22 protein-coding genes, 1 tRNA gene and 1 pseudogene are annotated in these 22,491 nt (G+C 70.9%); 10 read left to right on the top strand and 14 right to left on the bottom strand.

Annotation, left to right across the window (positions count from 1 at the left end):
* Nucleotides 1-20: 20 nt before the first annotated feature.
* Both IZR02_RS12190 and groL read left to right on the top strand, forming a co-directional pair.
* Nucleotides 21-587, top strand: a complete 567-nt coding sequence (locus IZR02_RS12190) for a LytR C-terminal domain-containing protein (protein ID WP_029990089.1) — start codon at nucleotides 21-23, stop codon at nucleotides 585-587.
* A gap of 124 nt (nucleotides 588-711) precedes the next feature.
* Nucleotides 712-2,331: a chaperonin GroEL gene (groL, locus tag IZR02_RS12185; protein ID WP_025105526.1), complete on the top strand. Its 1,620-nt coding sequence runs from the start codon at nucleotides 712-714 to the stop codon at nucleotides 2,329-2,331.
* Between the two features lie 72 nt (nucleotides 2,332-2,403).
* Here the strand turns inward: groL and IZR02_RS12180 are convergent, their stop codons facing one another.
* The 3 genes from IZR02_RS12180 to IZR02_RS12170 all read right to left on the bottom strand — a co-directional run bounded on the left by IZR02_RS12180 (nucleotide 2,404) and on the right by IZR02_RS12170 (nucleotide 5,263).
* Nucleotides 2,404-2,691: a WXG100 family type VII secretion target gene (locus tag IZR02_RS12180; protein WP_025105527.1), complete on the bottom strand. Its 288-nt coding sequence runs from the start codon at nucleotides 2,689-2,691 to the stop codon at nucleotides 2,404-2,406.
* A 126-nt stretch (nucleotides 2,692-2,817) separates the two neighbouring features.
* Entirely contained in the window at nucleotides 2,818-4,509 is a 1,692-nt protein-coding gene (locus IZR02_RS12175) for a sensor histidine kinase (RefSeq protein WP_025105528.1), read from the bottom strand.
* A 61-nt stretch (nucleotides 4,510-4,570) separates the two neighbouring features.
* Nucleotides 4,571-5,263 (bottom strand): response regulator transcription factor, encoded by a 693-nt coding sequence (locus tag IZR02_RS12170; RefSeq protein ID WP_025105529.1) that lies wholly within the window; start codon nucleotides 5,261-5,263, stop codon nucleotides 4,571-4,573.
* 58 nt (nucleotides 5,264-5,321) lie between these two features.
* Here IZR02_RS12170 and IZR02_RS17925 point away from each other — a divergent pair.
* Nucleotides 5,322-6,125 (top strand): annotated as a pseudogene (locus IZR02_RS17925) (hypothetical protein); the annotation flags it as partial.
* A gap of 45 nt (nucleotides 6,126-6,170) precedes the next feature.
* Nucleotides 6,171-6,389 carry a hypothetical protein gene (locus IZR02_RS17920; protein ID WP_051582300.1) on the top strand — a complete coding sequence of 73 codons (219 nt, stop codon included), beginning with the start codon at nucleotides 6,171-6,173 and terminating at the stop codon, nucleotides 6,387-6,389.
* 15 nt (nucleotides 6,390-6,404) lie between these two features.
* On the opposite strand, the gene IZR02_RS12160 is transcribed toward IZR02_RS17920, so the two are convergent.
* The 3 genes from IZR02_RS12160 to IZR02_RS12150 are packed head-to-tail and all read right to left on the bottom strand — an operon-like array spanning nucleotide 6,405 to nucleotide 10,071.
* On the bottom strand, nucleotides 6,405-8,045 hold the full coding sequence (locus IZR02_RS12160; RefSeq protein ID WP_217316482.1) for a DNA repair helicase XPB: 1,641 nt from the start codon (nucleotides 8,043-8,045) through the stop codon (nucleotides 6,405-6,407).
* 36 nt (nucleotides 8,046-8,081) lie between these two features.
* On the bottom strand, nucleotides 8,082-9,785 hold the full coding sequence (locus IZR02_RS12155) for a helicase-associated domain-containing protein (RefSeq protein ID WP_025105531.1): 1,704 nt from the start codon (nucleotides 9,783-9,785) through the stop codon (nucleotides 8,082-8,084).
* A gap of 10 nt (nucleotides 9,786-9,795) precedes the next feature.
* Entirely contained in the window at nucleotides 9,796-10,071 is a 276-nt protein-coding gene (locus tag IZR02_RS12150) for a hypothetical protein (RefSeq protein ID WP_025105532.1), read from the bottom strand.
* 116 nt (nucleotides 10,072-10,187) lie between these two features.
* Between IZR02_RS12150 and IZR02_RS12145 the strand changes: the two genes are divergently transcribed.
* Complete coding sequence (locus IZR02_RS12145; RefSeq protein ID WP_025105533.1) at nucleotides 10,188-10,568, top strand: cold-shock protein; 381 nt, start codon at nucleotides 10,188-10,190, stop codon at nucleotides 10,566-10,568.
* Nucleotides 10,552-11,175 carry a DUF3027 domain-containing protein gene (locus tag IZR02_RS12140; RefSeq protein ID WP_025105534.1) on the top strand — a complete coding sequence of 208 codons (624 nt, stop codon included), beginning with the start codon at nucleotides 10,552-10,554 and terminating at the stop codon, nucleotides 11,173-11,175. The genes IZR02_RS12145 and IZR02_RS12140 overlap by 17 nt, the downstream gene beginning before the upstream one ends.
* 9 nt (nucleotides 11,176-11,184) lie before the next feature.
* On the opposite strand, the gene serC is transcribed toward IZR02_RS12140, so the two are convergent.
* Nucleotides 11,185-12,297, bottom strand: a complete 1,113-nt coding sequence (gene serC / locus IZR02_RS12135) for a phosphoserine transaminase (RefSeq protein ID WP_025105535.1) — start codon at nucleotides 12,295-12,297, stop codon at nucleotides 11,185-11,187.
* 101 nt (nucleotides 12,298-12,398) lie between these two features.
* Between serC and IZR02_RS12130 the strand changes: the two genes are divergently transcribed.
* The 4 genes from IZR02_RS12130 (at nucleotide 12,399) to IZR02_RS12115 (ending at nucleotide 15,091) form a co-directional block, all read left to right on the top strand.
* Complete coding sequence (locus IZR02_RS12130; RefSeq protein ID WP_025105536.1) at nucleotides 12,399-13,100, top strand: metal-dependent transcriptional regulator; 702 nt, start codon at nucleotides 12,399-12,401, stop codon at nucleotides 13,098-13,100.
* 344 nt (nucleotides 13,101-13,444) lie between these two features.
* Complete coding sequence (locus tag IZR02_RS12125; RefSeq protein WP_231729484.1) at nucleotides 13,445-14,164, top strand: M23 family metallopeptidase; 720 nt, start codon at nucleotides 13,445-13,447, stop codon at nucleotides 14,162-14,164.
* A 307-nt stretch (nucleotides 14,165-14,471) separates the two neighbouring features.
* Nucleotides 14,472-14,969: an HNH endonuclease gene (locus IZR02_RS12120; protein WP_025105538.1), complete on the top strand. Its 498-nt coding sequence runs from the start codon at nucleotides 14,472-14,474 to the stop codon at nucleotides 14,967-14,969.
* A 48-nt stretch (nucleotides 14,970-15,017) separates the two neighbouring features.
* Nucleotides 15,018-15,091 (top strand) — tRNA-Arg (locus tag IZR02_RS12115).
* Nucleotides 15,092-15,109: 18 nt separating this feature from the next.
* Here IZR02_RS12115 and IZR02_RS12110 read toward each other — a convergent pair.
* From IZR02_RS12110 to IZR02_RS12080, 7 genes are read right to left on the bottom strand one after another with little or no spacing between them, the layout of a single operon-like run.
* The gene (locus IZR02_RS12110; RefSeq protein ID WP_025105539.1) at nucleotides 15,110-17,296 is read right to left on the bottom strand and encodes an MMPL family transporter; all 2,187 of its coding nucleotides are present in this window, start codon (nucleotides 17,294-17,296) and stop codon (nucleotides 15,110-15,112) included.
* Between the two features lie 44 nt (nucleotides 17,297-17,340).
* Complete coding sequence (locus IZR02_RS12105) at nucleotides 17,341-18,234, bottom strand: prenyltransferase (protein ID WP_025105540.1); 894 nt, start codon at nucleotides 18,232-18,234, stop codon at nucleotides 17,341-17,343.
* On the bottom strand, nucleotides 18,231-18,569 hold the full coding sequence (locus tag IZR02_RS12100; protein ID WP_025105541.1) for a lycopene cyclase domain-containing protein: 339 nt from the start codon (nucleotides 18,567-18,569) through the stop codon (nucleotides 18,231-18,233). The genes IZR02_RS12105 and IZR02_RS12100 overlap by 4 nt, the downstream gene beginning before the upstream one ends.
* Nucleotides 18,566-18,913, bottom strand: coding sequence for a lycopene cyclase domain-containing protein (locus IZR02_RS12095; RefSeq protein WP_025105542.1), 348 nt, complete (start codon nucleotides 18,911-18,913; stop codon nucleotides 18,566-18,568). The genes IZR02_RS12100 and IZR02_RS12095 overlap by 4 nt, the downstream gene beginning before the upstream one ends.
* The gene (gene crtI / locus IZR02_RS12090) at nucleotides 18,913-20,505 is read right to left on the bottom strand and encodes a phytoene desaturase family protein (RefSeq protein ID WP_025105543.1); all 1,593 of its coding nucleotides are present in this window, start codon (nucleotides 20,503-20,505) and stop codon (nucleotides 18,913-18,915) included. Before crtI ends, IZR02_RS12095 begins: the two co-directional genes overlap by 1 nt.
* The gene (locus IZR02_RS12085; RefSeq protein WP_025105544.1) at nucleotides 20,502-21,410 is read right to left on the bottom strand and encodes a phytoene/squalene synthase family protein; all 909 of its coding nucleotides are present in this window, start codon (nucleotides 21,408-21,410) and stop codon (nucleotides 20,502-20,504) included. The genes crtI and IZR02_RS12085 overlap by 4 nt, the downstream gene beginning before the upstream one ends.
* Complete coding sequence (locus IZR02_RS12080) at nucleotides 21,407-22,489, bottom strand: polyprenyl synthetase family protein (protein ID WP_025105545.1); 1,083 nt, start codon at nucleotides 22,487-22,489, stop codon at nucleotides 21,407-21,409. The genes IZR02_RS12085 and IZR02_RS12080 overlap by 4 nt, the downstream gene beginning before the upstream one ends.
* Nucleotides 22,490-22,491 lie beyond the last annotated feature (2 nt).

Below are 22,491 nucleotides of genomic sequence, written 5' to 3'. Positions count from 1 at the left end.
CGTGCCGCTAGCATCGAGGGGTGTCCAAGCCCCCCCGTGACCGTTTCGACGAGGTCCCCCGTTCCACCGGACGCGTAGGAGCGCACCGCGCCGAAGCCCCGGGCATGAACGGCTGGGTCGTGCTGCTGTGGTCGTTCGTCGCCGCCCTCGTGCTCATCATCGCCGGCATCTTCGGCGCCCTGGCCGTCATGGGGCGGATCGAGCTGTTCCCCGATGCCGCGCCGTCCGCGGTCGCCACGCCGGAGGAGACCGGGGTGATCGACCCGACCTACTCGGTGCTGATCCTCAACGCGACCCCGGACAACGGCCTCGACGACCAGATGCGCGACACCCTCATCAACGCCGGCTGGGCGGCGGACACGGTGCTCGCCAGCGACAGCGAGAGCGACGACTTCGCCACGACGACCGTCTACTACGTCAGCGCCGAGGACGAGGAGGCGGCCATGGGCCTCGCCGGCGTCATCGGCGGTGCCGAGGTGCAGCAGAGCGACTACTACGCGGGTCAGACCGAGGACGGCCAGAAGCAGCTCACCATCGTGATCGGCGTCGACCGGGCCGCGTCGGTGCCCGAGACTCCCGCGCCCTGACGCCCGTCTCCCTCTCGGATCGCACGGCTTGCACTCGATGGTGTCGAGTGCCAGAATGGCGTTAGCACTCTCTCACTCTGAGTGCTAAACCCACCGTCTACGTCCAGGAGGGACGACAAAACTCATGGCAAAGATCATCGCCTTCGATGAGGAGGCCCGCCGCGGCCTCGAGCGTGGCCTCAACATCCTCGCCGACGCGGTCAAGGTGACCCTCGGCCCGCGTGGTCGCAACGTCGTGCTCGAGAAGAAGTGGGGCGCCCCCACGATCACGAACGACGGTGTCTCCATCGCCAAGGAGATCGAGCTGGACGACCCGTACGAGAAGATCGGTGCGGAGCTCGTCAAGGAGGTCGCCAAGAAGACCGACGACGTCGCCGGTGACGGCACGACGACCGCCACGGTCCTCGCCCAGGCCCTGGTCCGCGAAGGCCTGCGCAACGTCGCGGCCGGTGCCGACCCCATCTCCCTCAAGCGCGGCATCGAGAAGGCCGTCGCCGCGATCACCGAGGAGCTGCTGAGCACGGCGAAGGAGATCGACTCCAAGGAGCAGATCGCCGCGACCGCCTCGATCTCCGCCGCCGACCCCGCGATCGGCGAGCTCATCGCCGAGGCCATCGACAAGGTCGGCAAGGAGGGCGTCGTCACCGTCGAGGAGTCGCAGACCTTCGGCACCGAGCTCGAGCTCACCGAGGGCATGCGCTTCGACAAGGGCTACCTGAACCCGTACTTCGTCACGGACCCGGAGCGCCAGGAAGCCGTCTTCGAGGACCCGTACATCCTCATCGCGAACCAGAAGGTCTCCAACATCAAGGACCTCCTGCCGATCGTCGACAAGGTGATCCAGGACGGCAAGGAGCTCGTCATCATCGCCGAGGACGTCGAGGGCGAGGCTCTCGCGACGCTCGTGCTGAACAAGCTCAAGGGCATCTTCAAGTCGGTCGCCGTCAAGGCTCCCGGCTTCGGCGACCGTCGCAAGGCGCAGCTGCAGGACATCGCGATCCTCACGGGCGGCCAGGTCATCACCGAAGAGGTGGGCCTGAAGCTCGAGAACGCCACGCTCGACCTGCTCGGCCGTGCGCGCAAGGTCATCGTCACCAAGGACGAGACCACGATCGTCGAGGGTGCCGGCGAGGCCGACCAGATCGAGGGTCGCGTCACGCAGATCCGTCGCGAGATCGAGAACACCGACAGCGACTACGACCGCGAGAAGCTGCAGGAGCGCCTGGCGAAGCTCGCCGGTGGCGTGGCCGTCATCAAGGCCGGTGCGGCGACCGAGGTCGAGCTCAAGGAGCGCAAGCACCGCATCGAGGACGCCGTCCGCAACGCGAAGGCAGCCGTCGAGGAGGGCATCGTCCCCGGTGGTGGCGTCGCGCTCATCCAGTCCGGCACGAAGGCGCTCGACGCTCTCTCGCTCGAGGGCGACGAGGCGACTGGTGCGAACATCGTGCGCGTCGCGATCGAGGCTCCGCTGAAGCAGATCGCGCTGAACGCTGGTCTCGAGCCGGGCGTCGTCGCCAACAAGGTCTCCGAGCTCCCCGCGGGCCAGGGCCTGAACGCCGCCAGCGGCGAGTACGGCGACATGTTCGCACAGGGCATCATCGACCCGGCGAAGGTCACGCGTTCCGCGCTGCAGAACGCCGCGTCGATCGCCGGCCTGTTCCTCACGACCGAGGCCGTCGTCGCCGACAAGCCCGAGAAGGCTGCTGCTCCCGCGGGTGACCCCACGGGCGGCATGGACTTCTGATCCTCTGAGAGGTTCAGAGACCCCGTCTCACACAGAAAGCCCCCGGCTCCGGCCGGGGGCTTTCTGCGTCCCTCAGCGGAAGAGGCTCGCCGAGTACTGATCCGCTTCGGCGTACTGGGTGGCCACGGCGCCGAGCGATGTGCCGATACCGTCCAGGACGAGCTCGACGTGCTGCTGGGCGCCCTGCCACTCCTCGGCGCAGCTCTGGAAGGCGGCCGAGGCCGTGCCGACCCACGCGGTCTGCAGGTTCCGAAGCTGAGACATGAGCGTGGCGGATTCGGCGCGCAGGCGCTCGATGGTGGCGCGGGTCGCGGCTTCTGCCGCGTGGACGGCGTCGGTGTCGACGGTGAAGACGGTCATGGGATCTCCCTTCGAGGAAGCTCCGACGGTACGGGGGCTGCAGCGCCGTCGGAGAGGCGAGACCGCGTCCGGTCCGGAAGCGGGGAGAAGGGACGCGCCGCGAGAGATCTGTGCAGGAGCGAGTGCCTACGGGAGGTCGTCGAGCCGCTCCAGCGGCTGAGTGTCCTCGAGGAGATGCTCCGGGGTCGAGCGCGCGGGGGCGAGCGGGAGCGTGACGGTGAAGGTGGCGCCGCCTCCCGGGCTCTCCGACACCGCGATGTCGCCGTTGAGCGCCTTGAGGATGGAGGCGACGATCGCCAGCCCCAGGCCGGAGCCGCCGGTCTCCCGCGCGCGGGAGGTGTCGGCTCGCCAGAACCGCTCGAAGATCTGCTCCCGGATCTGCGGAGGGACACCCTCGCCGTGGTCGACGATCGAGATGCTCGCGGTGCCCGCCGTGCGGTCGGAGTCCACGACGATCTCGATCGGGCTGTCCTCGGGGGAGAAGCGGCGCGCGTTGCCGAGGAGGTTCGTGACGACCTGACGGACCTTGTTCTCCTCGCCGAGCACGATCGGCGGTGTCCGCACCGGGATGTCGGCGACCTCGGTGAAGTCGATGGCCGGCGGCTGCTCCTGCGGCCGCGCGCGGCGACGAAGGCGCGACAGGGTGGCACGGGGGCGCGGCTTCGGCGCGGGCTCCGGGGCGATGGGCACCACCGAGGTGCGGATGGGTGTGGTCGGGACGTTCTCGAGCGTGCGGTCGATCACGGAGATCGTGCGGCCCGGAGCTGCGGCCCGCACGTCGAGGGCGGCATCGCGCGCGATGGGGCGGAGATCGAGCGGGACGATCTGCGGCTCGCGCTCCTCGTCGAGCCGGGCGAGCGCGAGGAGGTCCTCCACGAGGACGCCCATGCGGATCGCCTCCTTCTCGATGCGCTCCATCGCCCTGGCGGTGTCCTCCTCGCCCTTGATCGCGCCCATGCGATACAGCTCGGCATAGCCGCGGACGCTGACGAGCGGAGTGCGCAGCTCGTGGCTGGCGTCGCCGATGAAGCGTCGCATGTGCTGGACGGTGCGATCGCGCTGGGCCAGGGAGCGATCCACCCGGTCGAGCATCGTGTTGATGGCCGCGTTCAGGCGCCCGACCTCGGTGGTCGGCTCCAGGTCGGTGAGCCGCTGCCGGAAGTCGCCGGCGGCGATCGACATGGCGGTCTGCTCGACCTGCCCGAGCCGGCGGAACGTCAGCGTCACGAGGCCGCGGGTGAGAAGAGCCGCGACGAGGATCGTGATGAGGGCGATGGTGATGTAGATCCCGAAGTACTGGCTGATGATGCGGTCGGCCTCGGCGAGGGGGAGCGCCACCATCTGGATGCTCAGCGGGTCGCCCTCCTGCTGCACGACGGCCGCGGCGGCGTGGTAGACCCGGCCGTCCGTGTCCTCGAGGGCGAGCACCTGATCCTCATTCGCCTGGGCGTCCGACAGGGAGTACTCCGCGGGGAAGACCGGGGCACGACCGGAGGCGCTGGGGGCCGTCGCACGCAGGGCGCCCTCCGCATCGTAGATCGCGAAGGAGAAGTCGCGGGGCTTCTCGTCCCGCGGGGTGTACGTGGTGACGCCGTCGATGGTCGTGGTGTCGAAGTACCGGTCGACGAGGTCGCTGGTCACCAGTGCCGGAAGCTGCGCGTTGATGTTCTCGACCAGGGCGTTCCGCAGCAGCGGCACCGTCCCGATCCCGGCGACGAGGAGACCGAGGGCGAGCACGGCGACCGTGACGCCGGTGACCTTGGCACGGAGGCTGATGCGCCGCCACCAGGCGGTGACCGCATCCGGCTTGTGCGCCATGCGGTCCTCCCTCGTGCGGCGGCGATGCCGTCCGGGGACGGCGGGTGCGGGCTCGACGGTCTCAGACCGTCTTGCCCACCTTGAGCATGTACCCGAAGCCGCGCTTCGTCTGGATCAGCGACTCCTCCGTGTGCGGATCGATCTTGCGACGCAGGTACGAGATGTAGCTCTCGACGATGCCGGCGTCGCCGTTGAAGTCGTACTCCCAGACGTGGTCGAGGATCTGCGCCTTCGACAGCACCCGGTTCGGGTTCAGCATGAGGTAACGGAGGAGCTTGAACTCGGTCGGGCTCAGGTCGATCGGCTCCTTGCCGACGTGCACGTCGTGCGTGTCCTGGTCCATGGAGAGCTCGCCGGCGCGGATGATCGACTCCTCGTCGGCCTGCATCGTGCGGCGGAGGATGGCCTGGGCCCTGGCGACGATCTCGTCCAGGCTGAACGGCTTGGTGACGTAGTCGTCGCCGCCGGCGTTCAGGCCCTCGATCTTGTCCTCCGTGCCGTCCTTGGCCGTGAGGAAGAGGATGGGGGCGGTGAATCCGGCGCCGCGGAGGCGCTTGGTCACGCTGAACCCGTTCATGTCGGGGAGCATGACGTCGAGGATGATGAGGTCCGGCTCCTCCTCGAGGACGGCGGAGATCGTGGCGGCGCCGTTGGCCACCGTCTTCACCTGGAACCCGGCGAAGCTGAGACCCGTGGAAAGCAGGTCGCGGATGTTGGGCTCGTCGTCGACGACCAGGATGCGCGCAGCAGTCATGACCCCATTATGGTGACTTCGGCCATGCGCGGGCTGATTATCCTGCGGAACGGCGTGGATGCGGTCGATCCGTCGGCGGGTGGATGTGCCGCACAGGCGGCCCGGGGGAGGATCGAGGCATGAGTTCGATCGAGGACGCCACCGCCGCCCCCGTCACCCCGTCCGCGCCGTCCCCGGAGGTGTCCGAGCGCGGGCTCGAGTACCACCGTCTGGCGCTCCTCCGCCCGCGCCCCCGGTGGTGGAAGCCGCTGCTCACCGGCCTCCTCGGCATCGCGTTCTACCTCGCGATCCTCGTGCTCGTCGTCGTGCCGCTCGTGGTCGTGTCGGCCCTGGTGCCCGGGTGGGGCGCCGAGCTGCAGATGCTGTTCCGGACCACCGCGTACTTCCAGCTGGACCGTCCGTGGCTCCTCGTGGCGCTCGTGCTCCCGCTCATCCTCATGATCCCCGCCCTGCTCCTCGCCTCGCGGGTCGTTCAAGGGCGAGGCGTCGGGCTCCTGTCGTCGGTCACCGAGCGGCTGCGGATGGACTGGCTCGGTCGGACCCTCGGGCTGGCGTCCGCGGTGTTCGTCGTCTACTTCGCCGTGGTGCTCGGCTGGTCGGCGGCCCTCGGCGATGCGGTGACACCGGACTTCTCCCACCCCGGGCTCCTGCTCATGGTGGTGCTCCTGCTCGTGCTGATCCCGTTCCAGGCCGCCGCGGAGGAGTCGTCTTCCGCGGCTATCTCATGCAGCTCGTCGGGACCTGGCTCCGGCACCCCGCCTTCGCGATCCTGCTGCCGGTGCCGCTGTTCGTGCTGGGGCACGGCTACGACGTGTGGGGTGCGGCGAGCGTCGGCCTCTTCGCCGTCGTCGCCGCCTGGCTCACGTGGCGGACGGGCGGGCTGGAGGCGGCGATCGCGCTGCACATCGTGAACAACCTGATGATCTTCCTGCTCGGCTCCGTCGCCGTGGTCGATGCGAACGCCACCTCGGGGTCGCCGGTGGATCTCCTGGGCTCGGCCGCGGCGATGCTCGTCTTCGCCGTCGTCGCAGACCGCTGGGCGCGCCGGAGAGGGATCACCCGGACCGCGTCGCCCGCCGCCGTCGCCCGCGGAACGCATCTCCTCCCGGGGAGGATGCACGGCTGAGCGCCGCGACCCTGTTCAGGCGGCGATCGCCTCGGCGTCCATGATCGTGTAGCTGTACCCCTGCTCCGCGAGGAACCGCTGCCGGTTCTGCGCGTAGTCCTGGTCGATCGTGTCGCGGGCCACGAGCGTGTAGAAGCTCGCGGTGTGGCCGGACTGCTTGGGGCGGAGCAGCCGCCCGAGCCGCTGGGCCTCCTCCTGCCGGGAGCCGAACGAGCCGGACACCTGGATGGCGACCGACGCCTCGGGGAGGTCGATGGAGAAGTTCGCGACCTTCGACACCACGAGCAGCGAGATGTCGCCCTCTCGGAACGCCCGGTACAGCTCCTCGCGCTCCTCGACCGGGGTGGATCCGGTGATCTGCGGGGCGTCGAGCGCCTGCGAGAGCGCGTCGAGCTGGTCGAGGTACTGGCCGATGACGAGGATCTGCTCGCCCTGGTGGGCCGCGATCAGCTCGCGCACCGCATCGATCTTCGCCGGTGCGGAGGCCGCGAGCCGGTAGCGCTCGTCGTCGGTCGCCGCCGCGTACTCCAGGCGGTCCGCCGGGGGGAGGTCGACCCGCACCTCGAAGCAGGCGGCGGGGGAGATGAACCCCTGCGCCTCGATCTGCTTCCAGGGGGCATCGAAGCGCTTGGGGCCGATGAGACTGAACACGTCGCCCTCGCGGCCGTCCTCGCGGACCAGGGTCGCGGTGAGGCCGATCCGGCGCCGCGCCTGCAGGTCGGCGGTGAGCTTGAACACCGGGGCGGGCAGCAGGTGCACCTCGTCGTAAACGATGAGGCCCCAGTCCAGGGCGTCGAGGAGCGCGAGGTGCGCGTACTCGCCCTTCCGCTTCGCCGTGAGGATCTGGTACGTCGCGATCGTGACGGGCTTGACCTCCTTGGCCTGCCCGGAGTACTCGCCGATCTCCTCGGGCGTGAGGCTGGTGCGCTTGAGCAGCTCGTCCCGCCACTGCCGTGCGGACACGGTGTTCGTCACGAGGATGAGCGTCGTGGTCTTCGTGGCGGCCATGGCCCCCGCGCCGACGATGGTCTTTCCCGCCCCGCAGGGGAGGACCACCACGCCGGAGCCGTCCTTGGAGAAGGCATCGACCGCGTCCTGCTGGTACGGGCGGATGGTCCATCCGTCCTCGGCCAGCTCGATCTCGTGGGGCGTGCCGGGGGTGTAGCCGGCCAGGTCTTCGGCCGGCCAGCCGATCTTCAGCAGCTCCTGCTTGATCTGGCCGCGGGCCCATGCGTCGACGACGAAGGTCTCCGGCGTGGGGTGCCCGATGAGCAGCGGCTGGATGCGCTTGTTGTTCGCGACCTGGGCCAGCACAGCGGGGTCGGTCGAACGCAGGATGAGCACGTCCTCGTCGTCGCGCTCGATGACCAGGCGCCCGTACCGGTTGACCGTCTCGCGCAGGTCGACCGCGACGGAGGGCGGCACGGGGAAGCGCGACCAGCGGTCGAGCGTCTCCAGCATGTCGTCGGCGGTGTGCCCGGCCGCGCGGGCGTTCCACAGACCCAGGCGCGTGATGCGGTAGGTGTGGATGTGCTCGGGGGCGCGCTCCAGCTCGGCGAAGATCGCGAGCTCGTGACGGGCGCTCTCGGCGTCGGCGTGGGCGACCTCGAGGAGCACGGTGCGGTCGCTCTGGACGATCAGGGGGCCATCAGACATAGCTGACCAGTCTACCGGCCCCTGGCCGCACGGGGCCTAGGTCGGGACGACGGTCGCGGCGCGGATGCTCGACACCGGCAGGGTGCGCTCGACATCGGCCGCCCTGTCCCTGCCGCGCAGCCGACCACCGCCGATCCCGGTGGCTTCGAGGAGGAGATCCCTGGTGGATCCGTCCGGCATGCCGACCGTCACCCGCAGCACGGCCTTCGCGCGCACCGCCGCCTCCAGCTCCCTGTCCAGCCACGCGGCGTCCGCGTCGGGGCCCTGGTGCTCGCGCAGCCGGGCGATCAGCGGTCCGTAGTCGGGGGCGGGAGCGTGGTCGGGAACGGCGGCCGGATGGCGCGTCCGCACCGCGACGGTGCCGTCGCGATCGACGAGGGTCGCCGGATACCGGGCATCCGTCAGCGCCCAGTACACCGTGTCCTGCCCGACCTTGGTCGTCAGCGAGCCGACGTGCGCGGTGAGTCCGAGAGGGCGGAGCGACTGGTCGACCGCCATGGCCTCGAGGAGGTGCGCATCCGTGCTCTCCACCCGCGTGCGCCCCGTCTCTTCGTCCACGGAGACCCGCACGAGTCCGTGGCGCTGGCCGGTCTGCGCGACGAGGTAGCCGAGGGGCTGGGGGATGCCCGTGAGCGAGAGGCCGCCGAGGAACTCCAGGATCGAGGCCTCGTCCTCTCCCGCGGCGAAGGCGTGCGCCACCGACTCCGCGGTGAACCGGTACGACGAGGCCTGGGAGGCCGACTCCCGGCGGGCCATGGTGCGCAGGCGCACGTCCAGCGCGGGCTGCAGAGGACCGGGGGCGATCGCGGTGAGGTCGTTCTGGAGGAAGATCCGGTCCACCTCCGCGGGCAGGAGCGCGGCGAGGGCGGAGGGGTCGGCCGCCGCTCCGCGCCGCAGGGCCTCGGACCAGGCGGGTTCGGAGCCGTCCTCCGCGACGAGACCGAGGAGCCGGGCGCCTTCGAGCTGCCGCGCCGCGTCTTCCGGCCAGGCCGGGTCCCAGGGGTGGGCGCGGTGCCACTGCGTGAGCGGGAGCCACCCTCCCGACTCCGCGCGCACACCGCGGGGCAGTGCGTCGCGGAAGGCCGTGGCCAGCACGCTCCAGCGTGCGATCGCGGGGGAGCGCAACCACTCCTCTGCGGCGGGCGTCGTGCGCAGCAGTCGATCGCTCGGCGTCGCGAGCCCGGCGCGGACGGCGAGGGCCACCAGAGGATCGACGCTCTCGACGGGGAGGCCGGCGTCGGCGAGCTGGCGTTTCTGCCCCGCGCTCACGGCGCCGCCCATGAGCAGCGCGAAGGGCTGATCCCTGGCGAGGAGGAGGATGTCGGCCACCGCGCCGACGGTGGTGAAGGCGCGTTCGGCGGCGTGTGCGGCCACGGACTCCGTGGAGGCCGGCGCCGCCGTCTCGTCCGGCACCGCGGGGCGGGTCTTCCCGGCGACCGCTTCCGCCACCGGCGGGTGCGGGGTGCCGTCGGGGCGGAGGAGGGCGAGGGCGATCAGGCGCTCCCGCTCGGCGCCGACGACGCTCCCGGAGGCGGCATCGAGAAGCGCCGTGGCCTCGGCGGCGGTCAGAGCGGGCAGCACTCGGGCGATCGAGGACGGCTCCAGCAGCGCCTCCGCGGCGTCGAAGAAGTCCTGCCATCCGGCATCCGGACGGACGCCCCGTGCGCTCAGCAGCGCCGTCAGCTCGTCATCGCTCGCCGCAGCCAGGTGATCGGCCAGCGGGCGTGCGTGCGTGCTCATCGGTGCGGCCTCACCGACGCGACTCTGCGCGGCCCTTCCGCACGAAGCTCATCACCAGCAGCACGATGATCATGACGAATGCGAGCGGCAGACCCCAGTAGGGGATCGCGGCTATCACGGGCCACAGTCCTTCGCCGAAGGCCGCCCGGTCCATGCCCAGCGCCGTGCCGATGATGATGACGAAGAAGCAGATCACCGCCGCCGCGGCGATGCCGAGCGCGGTGAACGCCAGGATGCGGTCGATCCGACGGATGGGGACCTCCGGTCCACGGCTCTGCGTACTCATCCGCCCCAGCCTACTCGCACGCCGGGAAGCCGCTCCGATCCGCCCGTGACCGGTAGGCTGGGGGCACGCGCACGAGCGCGTCCCGTTCTGCATTTCGATCCCAGCGAGGTTCTCCCATGCCCACCGGCAAGGTCAGGTTCTACGACGAAGACAAGGGTTTCGGCTTCATCGCCAGCGATGACGGCCAGGACGTCTTCCTGCACGCCTCCGCGATGCCTGCCGGCACCGCGGTGAAGGCGGGTGCGCGCGTGGAGTTCGGCGTGGCCGACGGCAAGCGCGGCCTCCAGGCGCTGTCGGTGCGCGTGCTCGAAGCGCCGCCCAGCCTGGCGAAGGCGAAGCGCAAGCCCGCCGACGACATGGCCATCATCATCGAGGATCTCGTGAAGCTCCTCGACGGCATCGGCGGCGATCTGCGCCGCGGCCGCTACCCCTCCTCCAGCCACGGTCGCAAGATCGCGGCCGTCCTGCGCAAGGTCGCCGATGACCTCGAAGCCTGACGCCGACGCGCGTCTCGTCGAGGCGCACGACCTCGCGCTCTCCGCTCTGCGCGAGATCACACCTGCCGCCACGATCGGCCCGGCTGCCGGGTTCATCCCGGAGGACGACGGATCCGTCTCCCTCCGCTTCGAGAACCGGCTCCCCGGCTACCCCGGCTGGTACTGGACCGTGACGGTCGCCCGCGTGGACGACGAGGAGCCCACCGTCCTCGAGGTCGAGCTGCTCCCCGGCGACGGCGCGCTGCTCGCTCCGGAATGGGTGCCGTGGGCGGAGCGCCTGGCCGAGTACCGCGCGCACCAGGCCGAGCTGGCCGAGGCGGCGGCCGGCGGCGGAGACGACGAGGCCGACACGGACGACGAGAACGCCGACGGCGAGCTCGACGACGACGGCATCGACGATGACGAGCTCGACGAGGACGGCTCCGACATCCTCCACGCCGGCGACCTCGACGGGGTGGACATCGATGAGCTCGACGACTCCGAGGACGACGCGTCCGACGAGGACGACGAGCCCGAGGACGACGAAGCCGAGGACGACGAGGCAGACGGCTCTGAGGACGACGACGCCGACGCCCGCGATGCGGACGCCGGCGACGAAGAGGAGTGAGCCGGGCGATCAGCCGCCGAGGTTCTCCTGCACGAAGTCGATGGCACGGATGAGCTGACGCACGTCGTCCGGCTCGATCGAGACGAAGGTCGCCACCCGCAGCTGGTTGCGGCCGAGCTTGCGGTACGGCTCGGTGTCGACGATGCCGTTCGCGCGCAGCGCCTTCGCGATCGCCGCGGCGTCGACGCTGTCGTCGAAGTCGATGGTCGCGACGACGGGCGAGCGGTGCGCCGGATCGCTGACGAAGGGCGTCGCCACGGCCGAGGCCTCGGCCCAGTCGTACAGCACCGAGGAGGACTCGGCCGTACGTGCCGCAGCCCAGCCGAGCCCGCCGTTGTCGAGGATCCAGCGCAGCTGGTCGTCCAGGAGCAGCAGCGTCGTGAGGGCGGGGGTGTTGAGCGTCTGGTTGAGCCGGGAGTTGTCCACCGCCTGCTTCAGGCTCAGGAACTCCGGGATGTACCGCCCGGAGGCGGCGATCCGCTCGATGCGGTCGATCGCGGCGGGGGAGACCGCGGCGAACCAGAGACCGCCGTCGGAGCCGAGGTTCTTCTGCGGGGCGAAGTAGTAGACGTCGGCCTGCGCCATGTCGAGGTCGATGCCGCCCGCGGCGCTCGTCGCGTCGATCACCGTGAGCGCCCCTTCCGCGTGGACGCGCTCGATCGGCGCGGCCACGCCGGTGGAGGTCTCGTTGTGCGGCCAGGCGTACACGTCCACACCCTCGACGAGCTCGGCGGCGCTGCGCGACCCGGGCTCGGCGGAGCGGACGTCGGGAGCCTCCAGCCAGGGAGCGGCGGCGGCCTTGGCGAACTTGCCTCCGAACTCGCCGAACACGAGGTTCTGGCTGCGGCGCTCGATGAGGCCGAAGGCGGCGGCGTCCCAGAACGCGGTCGACCCGCCGTTGCCCAGGATGATCTCGTAGCCCTCCGGCAGACGGAAGAGCGCGGCGAGCTGCTCGCGGACGCTGCCGACGAGGTTCTTCACGGGCGCCTGACGATGCGAGGTCCCCAGGATCGAGGCACCCGTCGTGACGAGCGACTCGAGCTGCGCACCGCGCACCTTCGAGGGGCCGCAGCCGAAGCGGCCGTCAGTGGGCAGGAGGTCACGGGGAATCTCGATCGCCATGGCTAGATTCTAGGGGGATCGCGCCGCCGTTCCTCCCGCCTGCGCCCCGTCCGATGTCGCCGGAGGAATGTAGGCTTGCCTAAGAACTTTCGGAGGGCCACATGACGGATCTGATCGACACCACGGAAATGTATCTCCGCACCATCCTCGAGCTCGAGGAGGAGAACATCGTGCCGCTGCGGGCGCGCATCTCGGAGCGCCTCGGCCACTCCGGTCCCACCGTCTCGCAGACCGTCGGACGAATGGAGCGCGACGGCCTCGTCGTGGTGTCCGAAGACCGCACGCTCGAGCTCACCGACGCCGGACGCCGCAAGGCCGTCGACGTCATGCGCAAGCACCGCCTCGCCGAGCGCCTGCTGTCCGACGTGATCGGGCTGGACTGGGCGTTCGTCCACGAGGAGGCCTGTCGCTGGGAGCACGTGATGAGCGAGCAAGTCGAGCGCCGTCTCGTCGAGCTCCTCGGTCACCCCACCGAGTCGCCGTACGGCAACCCGATCCCGGGACTCGACCAGCTCGGCGACCTTCCCGCCCGCACTTTCGACGAGGGCGTCATCGGCCTCGTGCAGCGGCTGAACGCCGCGGGCGAGCCGGTCGAGGGGACGGTTCGCCGTCTCGCCGAGCCGGCCCAGGTCGACCCCGAGCTCCTGGAGCAGCTGCGTGACGCGGGCGTCGTCCCTGGCGCGCGCGGAGACTTCCGCTTCAACGAGGGCTATGTGCTCATCCAGATGGACGGCAAGGAGGAGGGTCTGGAGCTCCCGGTCGAGCTCGCCTCGCACATCTTCCTCGTCGGCGAGCCCGCCTGATCGGCTCACCGAGGATTGTCAGTTTCCCAGGGTGACATGATCGTTATCTTCCGGTAACCTCGGTCAGGTCCTCAGCGAAGAAGCCCGCTGGGGGCGAACCGCGAAGATCCGCCTTCCGGCTCGTCGTCTTCCCGAGAGGGATGCGCTCGAACCCGAGCAGTGCATCCCTGCCCTGGGGCAGAGAGTGTCGACGAGCCAGCGCCACCCGAGGTGCGAGGGCTCAGGAGGACCACGTTTTGGCCGCAGACATCGAACCGACCGCGAAGACATCTGAAGACCGAGTACCCGCCCGACGCTCCGGCGCCCGGATCGGCGTTCGGAAGATCGCAGCCCCTCTCCGGTCGGTGGCGATCTTCGGTGCCGTCGGCGCCCTCGTCGCCGCCGTCGCGCTCCCCGCCTACGCGGCGTCGAAGCCGACGGATGCCACCGCGCAGACCGTCCAGCAGCTCGCCGCCGTCGACGCGCAGTCGCTGGTCGTCGCCTCGGAGGCCACGGCCGCCCCGCTCGTCCGCGGTGCCTTCAGCGCCACCACGCCCGAGGAGATCGAGAAGAAGAAGGCCGAGGAGGCCGCTGCCGCCGCCGCCCGCGCCGCAGCCGCCGCCGCGTCCGCCTCCACGCCCTCCTCCGGCACGTTCAACACCGCGGGGTACGCGCTCGTGGCTCCGGGCTCGGGCGAGGTCCGCTATCCGCTGCCCCTCGGCTCCTGGAATGTCAGCCGCACCGTGGGCGGCGGTCACAACGGCGCCGACATGCTCGCTCCGGCCGGCACCCCGATCTACGCCGCCGCCTCGGGCGTCGTGCGCGCCTCCGCCGAGAGCATCGGCGGCTACGGCGTCGCGGTCATGCTCGACAGCGTCGTGGGCGGCCAGCGCGTGCAGACCACGTACGGGCACATGCTGTACGGGTCGCGCCAGGTGCAGGCCGGCCAGACGGTCGCTGCCGGTCAGCTGATCGGCTACGTGGGCAGCACCGGACGCTCGACCGCGAACCACCTCCACTTCGAGGTCTGGATCAACGGCGGCCTCGTCGAGCCGATGTCCTGGCTCTCCGTCAACGCCGGCTGAGCGGGACACGTTCTCGGTCATTCACCTCCCGTTTCGCCGCGGTCCGCGCGGGATGGGTTAGCCTGAACCCGTCGTCATACAGGCGGGAGAGGCTGATGGAGCGTACACCGAGCATCCGAACCATGGACGCTCTCGGTCGTCACGTCCTTCGGCATTGCCCGCAGGAATGCCGCGGTCCAGCCGCGCGCGAAAGGCGCCGTCTCTAGACGGCGCCTTTTCTCGTCCCTGCGAACGCTCTTCCTCCTGCACGACGTCGTGTGAGTCGAGAGTGCCGGGAAGCCGTCCCGGCGGATCGAGAGGATGACGAATGCGCACACTGGTCCTGAATGCCGGATACGAGCCGCTGGCGATCGTGTCCTTCAAGAGAGCCCTCGTCCTGGTCATGAACGACAAGGCGACGGTGATCGAACGCGTCGAGGACGACCCCGTCTGGGGCACCCACGGCGTCTACGACCGCCCGGCGGTGATCATCCTCTCCCGCTACGTGCGCGTCCCCACGAGCCGGCGCGTCCCGGTGACCCGCCGCGGCGTGCTGCGACGCGATGGTCATCGCTGCGGATACTGCGGCAAGGCGGCCGCGACGATCGACCACGTCCTGCCGCGTTCGCGCGGCGGCGCGGACTCCTGGGAGAACCTCGTCGCGTGCTGCCTGCGCTGCAACAACCTCAAGAGCAACCGCACCCCGCAGGAGATGCGGTGGCAGCTGCGGTTCACGCCGCGCCCCCCGCACGGCACCGCATGGACGGTGCGCGGGGTGGAGCGCAGCGATCCTCGCTGGGAGCCCTACCTCGCCCTCGCCGCCTGACGGACGGCGCGAGGGCGCGCAGCCCTGGTCCCGTAGACTGGGCTGCGCGCCCTCGTAGCTCAGCAGGATAGAGCAGCCCTCTCCTAAAGGGCAGGTCGCAGGTTCGAATCCTGTCGAGGGCACTCCCGCTTCCGCACGCGTCAGGGCCGGCCGCGCCGCCACAGCTTCGACGGCCACCAGATGGCCTTGCCGATGTCGTAGGCCAGGGCCGGGACGAGCAGCGAGCGCACCACGAAAGTGTCAAGCAGTACTCCGAACGCGACGATGAACGCGAGCTGCACGAGGAAGAGGATCGGGATCACCGACAGCGCCGCGAAGGTCGCCGCCAGGACCAGGCCCGCGGAGGTGATGACGCCGCCGGTGATGGAGAGCCCGCGGAGGATGCCCTCCCTCGTCCCGTGCTGCTTCGACTCCTCCCGCACCCGCGTCATGAGGAAGATGTTGTAGTCGATGCCCAGGGCGACGAGGAAGACGAAGCCGTAGAGCGGGACGGCGGGGTCGGCGCCGGGGAAGTCGAAGACGCCGTTGAACACGAGCGCCGAGACGCCCATGGCGGTGCCGAAGGACAGCACCGTCGTCAGGATCAGCAGCACCGGCGCGAGGATCGAGCGCAGCAGCAGCATGAGGATGATCATGATCACGACGAGGATCACCGGGATGATGAGGTTGCGGTCGTGGATGGACGCGTCGTTCGTGTCGATCGAGGTGGCCGTCACCCCGCCCACCACGGCTCCGAGGTCGTCGAGCTCTCCGCGCAGCTCGCGCACGGTGGAGGCCGCGGCGGCGGAGTCGGCGGCGTCCGTCAGCGTCCCCTGCAGGAGCACCTGACCGTCGACCGTCGTGGGCTCCGGAGCGGGGGTCCCCGGAGGGCCGACGGCCGTGATCCCGTCCGCCGTCACCGGAGCGGACCCGCTCGGGGAATCGGCTGCGGTGACGGTCACCCCGTCGATCCCGTCGCTCGCGAGGAGCACGTCGGCGGCGTCCTGCAGGCGGTCCTCGTCCACGATCACGGAGACCGGGCTCCCCGAGCCGCCGGGGAAGTGCTCGCCGAGCGCGACCTGGCCGTCGCGCGCCTCCGAGGCCCCGAGGACGAGGTCGGACTGCGGCACCCCCTGAGCGTCCAGCTGGGTGACCCCTGCCGCGCCGGCGAGGAGGACGAGCGTGGTCGCGATCCAGATCACGCGGGGACGCTTCTTGATGAGGCCGGACAGTCGCGCCCACAGCCCGGTGGTGCGCATGCCGTGCTCCTCGGCCACGACCTCGGGCTCGAAGCGGGGACGCCGCGGCCAGAAGACCGCGCGCCCGAACAGCAGCAGCAGCGAGGGCAGGAGCGTGAGCGCGGACAGCATCGCGAACACGATGCCGATCGCCGCGACCGGGCCGAGGGTGCTGTTCGACTTCAGGTCGCTGAGCAGCAGGCACAGGAGCCCCGCGATCACGGTGCCCCCGGACGCGACGATCGGCTCGACCGACCCCTTCCACGCGGCGAGGAGCGCGACACCCTTGTCCTGCGCGACCCGCAGCTCCTCCCGGAACCGCGCGACGAACAGCAGCGCGTAGTCGGTGGCGGCGCCGATCACGAGGATGAAGAGGATGCCCTGGGTCTGCCCGCTGAGCAGCAGGATCTCCCACTTCGCCAGCCACCACACGACGAGGAGCGCGACGCACAGGGCGAACAGGCTCGTGGAGAGCACGACGAGCGGCAGCAGGAACGAGCGGTAGACGAGGACGAGGATCACGAGCACGGCGAGCAGGGCGACGCCGAGGAGGAGGCCGTCGATGCCGGCGAAGCCGGCGGCGAGGTCGGCCGTGAAGCCCGCAGGACCGGTGATGTAGACCGTGATGCCGTCCGGCACCGCGGCGCGCAGCTCGTCTCCGAGAGCGGTGGTGGCATCGCTGAGCTCGGCGTCGCCGTCGATCGGGATGAAGGCCTGGACGGCTCGGCCGTCCTCGGACGGAAGCGCCGGGGAGACGTCGTCAGCGACGCCCTCCACGTCGGGCGCGTCGGCCACCGCCTCGGAGATCGCCTCGAGCTCGGACGGCGTCAGCTCCTCCTCCGAGGTGAACACCGCGATCGCCGGGATGGCGTCGCTGTCGGTGAACTCGCCGAGGAGTTGCTGCACGGTCGTGGCGTCCGCGGACTCCGGGAGGTAGGTGGTCTGGTCGTTCGACGACACCTCGTCGACCTTCCCGAACAGCGGACCGCCGAAGGACGCGCCCGCCAGCCACACCAGGATGAGGGCGACGGGCAGGAACACCCGCAGCCAGGAGTGGCGTCGGGTGCGCGCGCGGGTCGGCGGCGTCGGTGCGGGGGCGGGGCGGGACATCGGGGGTCCTTTCGGGAGCGGTGGCGGGGGAGGCGGCGCGGGGGTCAGGAGACCCAGGCGAGGATGAGGATCATCGTGGCGAGGAAGCCGGCGATGTAGTTCAGCGCGATGAACCGGCGCCAGGCGCGGTTCGTGCCGGCCGAGGTCTCGTCGGTGACGTTCCACCACGGCGCGGCGTTGACGATGTAGGGAAGCGCCAGCACGGCGGCGAGCGGTCCGGGCCAGGGGGTCAGCAGCATCGCGGCGCCGGCGATCGTCCAGAGCACGAGGGAGAGCCGGACGGTGGCCCTGGCGCCGATCACGGTCGCGATGGACGAGATGCCGCCCTCGCGATCGGGTCCGATGTCCTGCACGGCGCCGAAGGCATGGGCCGCCATGCCCCAGAGGAAGAAGGCGACGAGGACGAGGACGGTGGTCGTGGTGACGGGGGCTCCGGCGACGGAGAGGCCCACGAGGGCGGGGCTGACGAAGTGGGTGCTCGAGGTCACGGAGTCCAGGAAGGGCCGCTCCTTGAAGCGCAGCACCGGTGCCGAGTAGGCGAGGACGGCGAAGACGCTGACGGCGAGCCACAGCCAGGATGCCGGAGTGCCGACCGCGAACAGGTAGACGAGGAAGGGCACGTTCGTGACCGCCGCTGCCCACAGCGTCGCACGGTGGATCCGCGGGGACAGCAGCGCGCCCTCGATCCCACCCTTGCGGGGGTTGGCCAGATCGGAGGCGTAGTCGAAGACGTCGTTGATGCCGTACATCGCGAGGTTGTACGGGATGAGGAAGTACAGCGTCCCGATCACGAACGTCGCGTCGATCTCCCTGGTGCTCAACAGGTAGGCGGCGGCGAAGGGGAAGGCGGTGTTGATCCAGCTGATCGGTCGGGAGGAGAGGACGACCTGGGCGATGTCGCGGCCGAGGCCCCCGGTGCGGGACGTCTGATCGGTCATGCCTGCTCCTCCGTCCGGGCGGCGGCGCGTGTCCGGGAGCGGCGCCCGCGGAGCGCGGTCCACAGCGCGGGGAGCAGCAGCACCCCGGCCAGCGGGTAGGCGAAGTCCTCGATCGGGGCGAGCCCGATGTGCAGGCCGGCGAGCGGGCCGGGCGCGTAGTGGAAGAGTCCGGTGGCGATCATGACGGTGTCGAACACGGCGGTCAGCACGAGGAGGGCGAGGGCGGTCAGCGCGAGGGCGCCGAGGTGCGGGATGCGGCGCGCGGCGACGCCGAGCGCGACCGCGGCGAGGACAGCGACGGCGAGGAACACGGCGGACAGCTGCAGGTAGGTCATCGCGCCGCTCCTTCCGCCTCGGAAGTGCCGCGGCGGCGCTCCAGGACGCGCACGGCGCCGCCGTAGAGCACCATCGTGCACACGACGAGGAAGACGAGGAAGATCGGCTCTTCGAGAGGGAGTTCGGGAGCCAGGACGATGCCCGTGGCGATCGCCGCCTCACCGCGGAAGAAGATCCCCGCCGCGATACCGGCCACATCCCACACGAGGAAGAAGGCGAGGCCGACGGCGGTGACGACGGCCGCCGCCACGGCATCGCGCCAGAAGAACAGGCGGAACCGCCAGTCCAGCAGCAGCATGCAGCCGAGGGAGACGAGCAGGGCGGCCAGGTAGATCGCGCCCATCATGCCCGCTCCGCGCTCGTCGGGCGTGGGGCCGGCTCCGGCAGCGGACCGGGGGAGTGGTCGCCCCGGATGCGCTTGAGCACGATCTCGGCGCTGATAAGGCACATCGGCACGCCCACACCGGGGGCGGTGGTCGCTCCGGCGTAGTACAGCCCCTGCACGCGCCGGGACGCGTTCTGCGCGCGGAACATCGCGCTCTGCGACAGGATGTGCGCGGGCCCGAGCATCCCGCCCCGCCAGGAGTGGTAGTCGTCGCGGAAGTCGGCCGGCCCCACGGTCTCCCGGACGACGATGCGCTCCCGCAGGTCGGGGATCCCCGCCCACGTCTCGATCAGGTCGATCGCGGCGTCCGCAGCCTTCTCGACAGCCGCGGAGCCGGCGCCGTCGCTTCCCCCGTGCCCGAGATCGACGTCGGCCGGCACCGGCACCAGCACGAAGAGGTTCTCGTACCCGTCCGGCGCGACCTCGGCGTCGGTGGCGCTGGGGCGGCAGACGTAGGTGGACGCCGGGCTGGGGACGGCAGGGGTGCGACCGAAGATCGCGTCGAAGTTCGCATCCCAGTCGTCGGTGAAGAAGAGCGAGTGATGGGGGAGCTCGGGCAGGGCGCCGCGGACGCCGAGCATCACGAGCACGCCGCCGGGCCCGCTCGTGCGCCGCGCCCACCAGGACTCCGGATAGGACTGCAGCGTCGGGGGCAGCAGCGCCGTCTCCGTGTGGTGCAGATCGGCGCCGGAGACCACGATGTCCGCGTCCTCCACGTGCTGGTGGCCGTCGCGGTCCGTCCAGCCGACCCCGGTCGCATGGGTCGCGCCGTCGGCATCCTGGGTGCGGATCCCGGTGACCTCCGCGCCGGTGACGATCCGGGCGCCGGCATCCTGGGCCAGCGCCGCCAATCGCTCGACGACGCGCCAGAAGCCGCCCTGCGGATACAGCACGCCCTGGTCGAGGTCGAGCGCGCTCATCAGGTGGTACATCGCCGGGGCCGTCCGGGGATCGGTGCCGAGGAAGACCGCGGGGTAGCCCAGGATCTGGCGCAGCACCGGGGTCCGGAAGCGGCGGGCGGCGAAGGCCTGGAGGCGCGTGCCGAGCAGCGAGAAGAGCCGAGGGAGCGCGCGCACCACCTCAGGCGCGGCCAGCGTCCTGGTCCGGGTGAACGGGTTGTAGAGGAAGTAGCTCCTTGCCATGGCGCCGGCGTCGTGGGCGGAGGTGAGGTAGGTGTCGAGCGCGGCGGCGGAGCCGGGTTCCATCGACTCGAACAGCGCCGAGACGGCGTCCCGTCCGGCGGGCACCGTCACCGGAGCGTCGCCGGACTCGGGGGAGCGGAAGACGCGGTACCCCGGGTCGAGCAGGGTCAGGTCGAGCTGCTCCTCGGTGCTCGTGCCCATCATCGCGAAGTAGTGGTCGAACACCTCGGGCATCAGGTACCACGAGGGGCCGGAGTCGAATCGGAAGCCGTCGCGCTCGATGGTGCCCGCCCGTCCGCCGACGCGGTCGTTCTTCTCCAGGACCACGACGTCGTGGCCGTCGCGCGCGAGCAGCCCGGCCGTGGCCAGGCCGGCCACGCCCGCGCCGATGATGACGATGCGGCTCATCGGTCCCGCTCCATGCTCGTGACGACGACGGCCCGCGCGGCGAGCAGCGCCTTGATCGGATCCGGCACGCGGACCCGCCGGCGGTACAGCTCCGCGGCCGGCGTCCGCGCGACCTTCCGGGTCAGGGCCGCGAAGAGGGCGAGGGCGCTGCGCACCGCGGCACGGGCGTCCTTCGGGAGCAGCGGGATCGCAGCTCTCGCGTCGGCGAGCTGACGGTGGACGGTGTCGACCCAGGCGTCGCGGTCGGCATCGGTGAGACGAGCTGAGCCGCCGAGGTAGCCGCGCTGCAGGCGGTCGGTGTCGTCGGCCAGATCGCGGAGGAAGTTCACGTTCTGGAACGCGGCTCCCAGCCGCCGAGCCCCGCGCTCGAGGATCTCGAGCTCGGCCGGCGTCCGCGTGGCGTCGCGGAGGAAGACCCGCAGGCACATGAGTCCCACGACCTCCGCCGACCCGTAGACGTACGCGGCATGCGCGTCGGCGTCGTAGGCCGTGAAGCCGGAGTCGCCGGCGATGTCGGCGCGCATCGAGTCGAAGAACGGCCGGGTGAGGTCCTCGCCGATCCCGCACTCGCGCGCCGTCCGCGCGAACGCGTGCAGGATGAGGTCGCTGCTGTAGCCGGTCCGCATCGACCGATGGGTCTCCGCGATGTACGAGTCCAGGGCGGCCGCCTGGGCGCCCGCGTCGAGCCCGGCCTCGGCGGCGACGCCGTCGACGATCTCGTCCGCGATGCGCACCATGGCGTAGATGTTCCGGACGTGCTGACGATGACGTCGCCCGAGGAGGCGGGTGGCCAGGCCGAACGATGTCGAATAGGTGCGGATCACGTCGGAGGTCGCGATCTCGGCGGTGCGGCTGAAGCGGCGCAGCGCCGCGTCGTCGCGATGCTCGGCGGGGGTCGCGGTCATCGGCTGCGGCCCTCGATCCGGTCGGCGAGCGCGAGGACCACGCGTCCTGCATCGGCGGAGAGCGTGCCCGCCTCCTCCGCTTCCGCGAGCACCGTCGAGACGGCGGCGAGCTGCTCCTCCACGAGACCGCGGACGAAGCCCTCCGCGCCGCATTCGCGGAGGCGGTCGCGCATCTCCGCCGCGTCCTCGACGCTCAGGTCGGTGGCTCCGAACCGCAGCTCGATGCTGGGCCAGTGGCTGGTCATCCGCGCGTAGGCGATGATCGCGGTCTCCTTGCCCTCGCGGAGGTCGGAATAGGGGTCCTTGCCATGCGTCTCCGGATCCCCGAACACGCACAGCAGGTCGTCCTGCAGCTGGTAGGCGAGGCCGAGGTGGCCGCCGATCTCGGTCAGCTGTTCCTCGGCTGCCGTCGACGCCCCCGACAGGATGGCCGCCGCGCGGAGGGGGAGGACGAACGAATAGGCGGCCGTCTTCGACGCGCTCGTGGCGAGGATGGTGCGGAGGTCGGCCGCGATGATGCCGTCGCTGAGGGCGACGTCCGAGTGCTCGCCGGCGACGGTCTCGAACACCGTCGTCTCGAGGAGGGCGAGGAGACGCTCCCGTCGCGTGGCGGGGATGTCGGCGCGGGCGAACCCGAGCACGGCACTGGACAGGAGGAGGTCTCCGAGGAGGATGGCGCTCGACCGGCCCCAATGCAGCGCCGCCTCGCCACCGGCATCGGGGCGACGGGAGACGAGGGAGCCGATGAGGTTGGGGCGGCGGCGGCGCGTGAGGTCGCCGTCGATCACGTCGTCGTGCAGGAGGAACGCGAAGTGCAGGAGCTCGACATGAGCGGCCACGTCGATCGCCCGGGCGGTGTCCTCCGCCGTGAGGGGAGCCGTGGTGAGCGCGGACAGGAGGTCCATGAGCATCCGCGGACGCAGGAGCTTCCCGCCGAGAGCGTGCTCGGCCGCGGTGTGCCACAGCGCGGCGAACTCCGCCCCGTAGTGCTCGGCGGCGACCGCGCGCTCGGCGAAGCGTCGTCGCAGCACCGCCTCGATGCGGGTGCCGAGGTCTTCCTCTGTCACTGTGACGGCCATGG

This window comes from Microbacterium paraoxydans (assembly GCF_019056515.1).
In the GTDB taxonomy this organism is placed as follows: Bacteria; Actinomycetota; Actinomycetes; order Actinomycetales; family Microbacteriaceae; genus Microbacterium.
The sequence above is the reverse complement of the archived record's forward strand: the minus strand, read 5'-3'. Positions and strand labels throughout refer to the sequence as shown.

Excerpts from the sequence above, each read along its gene's own strand:
- IZR02_RS12140 (WP_025105534.1), top strand. The coding sequence starts at position 10,552 with ATGACCTCGAAGCCTGACGCCGACGCGCGTCTCGTCGAGGCGCACGAC.
- IZR02_RS12170 (WP_025105529.1), bottom strand. The coding sequence starts at position 5,263 with ATGACTGCTGCGCGCATCCTGGTCGTCGACGACGAGCCCAACATCCGC.
- groL (WP_025105526.1), top strand. The coding sequence starts at position 712 with ATGGCAAAGATCATCGCCTTCGATGAGGAGGCCCGCCGCGGCCTCGAG.
- IZR02_RS12095 (WP_025105542.1), bottom strand. The coding sequence starts at position 18,913 with ATGGGCGCGATCTACCTGGCCGCCCTGCTCGTCTCCCTCGGCTGCATG.
- serC (WP_025105535.1), bottom strand. The coding sequence starts at position 12,297 with ATGGCGATCGAGATTCCCCGTGACCTCCTGCCCACTGACGGCCGCTTC.
- IZR02_RS12110 (WP_025105539.1), bottom strand. The coding sequence starts at position 17,296 with ATGTCCCGCCCCGCCCCCGCACCGACGCCGCCGACCCGCGCGCGCACC.
- IZR02_RS12105 (WP_025105540.1), bottom strand. The coding sequence starts at position 18,234 with ATGACCGATCAGACGTCCCGCACCGGGGGCCTCGGCCGCGACATCGCC.
- IZR02_RS12080 (WP_025105545.1), bottom strand. The coding sequence starts at position 22,489 with ATGGCCGTCACAGTGACAGAGGAAGACCTCGGCACCCGCATCGAGGCG.
- IZR02_RS12120 (WP_025105538.1), top strand. The coding sequence starts at position 14,472 with ATGCGCACACTGGTCCTGAATGCCGGATACGAGCCGCTGGCGATCGTG.
- IZR02_RS12175 (WP_025105528.1), bottom strand. The coding sequence starts at position 4,509 with ATGGCGCACAAGCCGGATGCGGTCACCGCCTGGTGGCGGCGCATCAGC.
- IZR02_RS12155 (WP_025105531.1), bottom strand. The coding sequence starts at position 9,785 with ATGAGCACGCACGCACGCCCGCTGGCCGATCACCTGGCTGCGGCGAGC.
- crtI (WP_025105543.1), bottom strand. The coding sequence starts at position 20,505 with ATGAGCCGCATCGTCATCATCGGCGCGGGCGTGGCCGGCCTGGCCACG.
- IZR02_RS12160 (WP_217316482.1), bottom strand. The coding sequence starts at position 8,045 with ATGTCTGATGGCCCCCTGATCGTCCAGAGCGACCGCACCGTGCTCCTC.
- IZR02_RS12130 (WP_025105536.1), top strand. The coding sequence starts at position 12,399 with ATGACGGATCTGATCGACACCACGGAAATGTATCTCCGCACCATCCTC.
- IZR02_RS12085 (WP_025105544.1), bottom strand. The coding sequence starts at position 21,410 with ATGACCGCGACCCCCGCCGAGCATCGCGACGACGCGGCGCTGCGCCGC.
- IZR02_RS12180 (WP_025105527.1), bottom strand. The coding sequence starts at position 2,691 with ATGACCGTCTTCACCGTCGACACCGACGCCGTCCACGCGGCAGAAGCC.
- IZR02_RS12100 (WP_025105541.1), bottom strand. The coding sequence starts at position 18,569 with ATGACCTACCTGCAGCTGTCCGCCGTGTTCCTCGCCGTCGCTGTCCTC.
- IZR02_RS12145 (WP_025105533.1), top strand. The coding sequence starts at position 10,188 with ATGCCCACCGGCAAGGTCAGGTTCTACGACGAAGACAAGGGTTTCGGC.
- IZR02_RS12150 (WP_025105532.1), bottom strand. The coding sequence starts at position 10,071 with ATGAGTACGCAGAGCCGTGGACCGGAGGTCCCCATCCGTCGGATCGAC.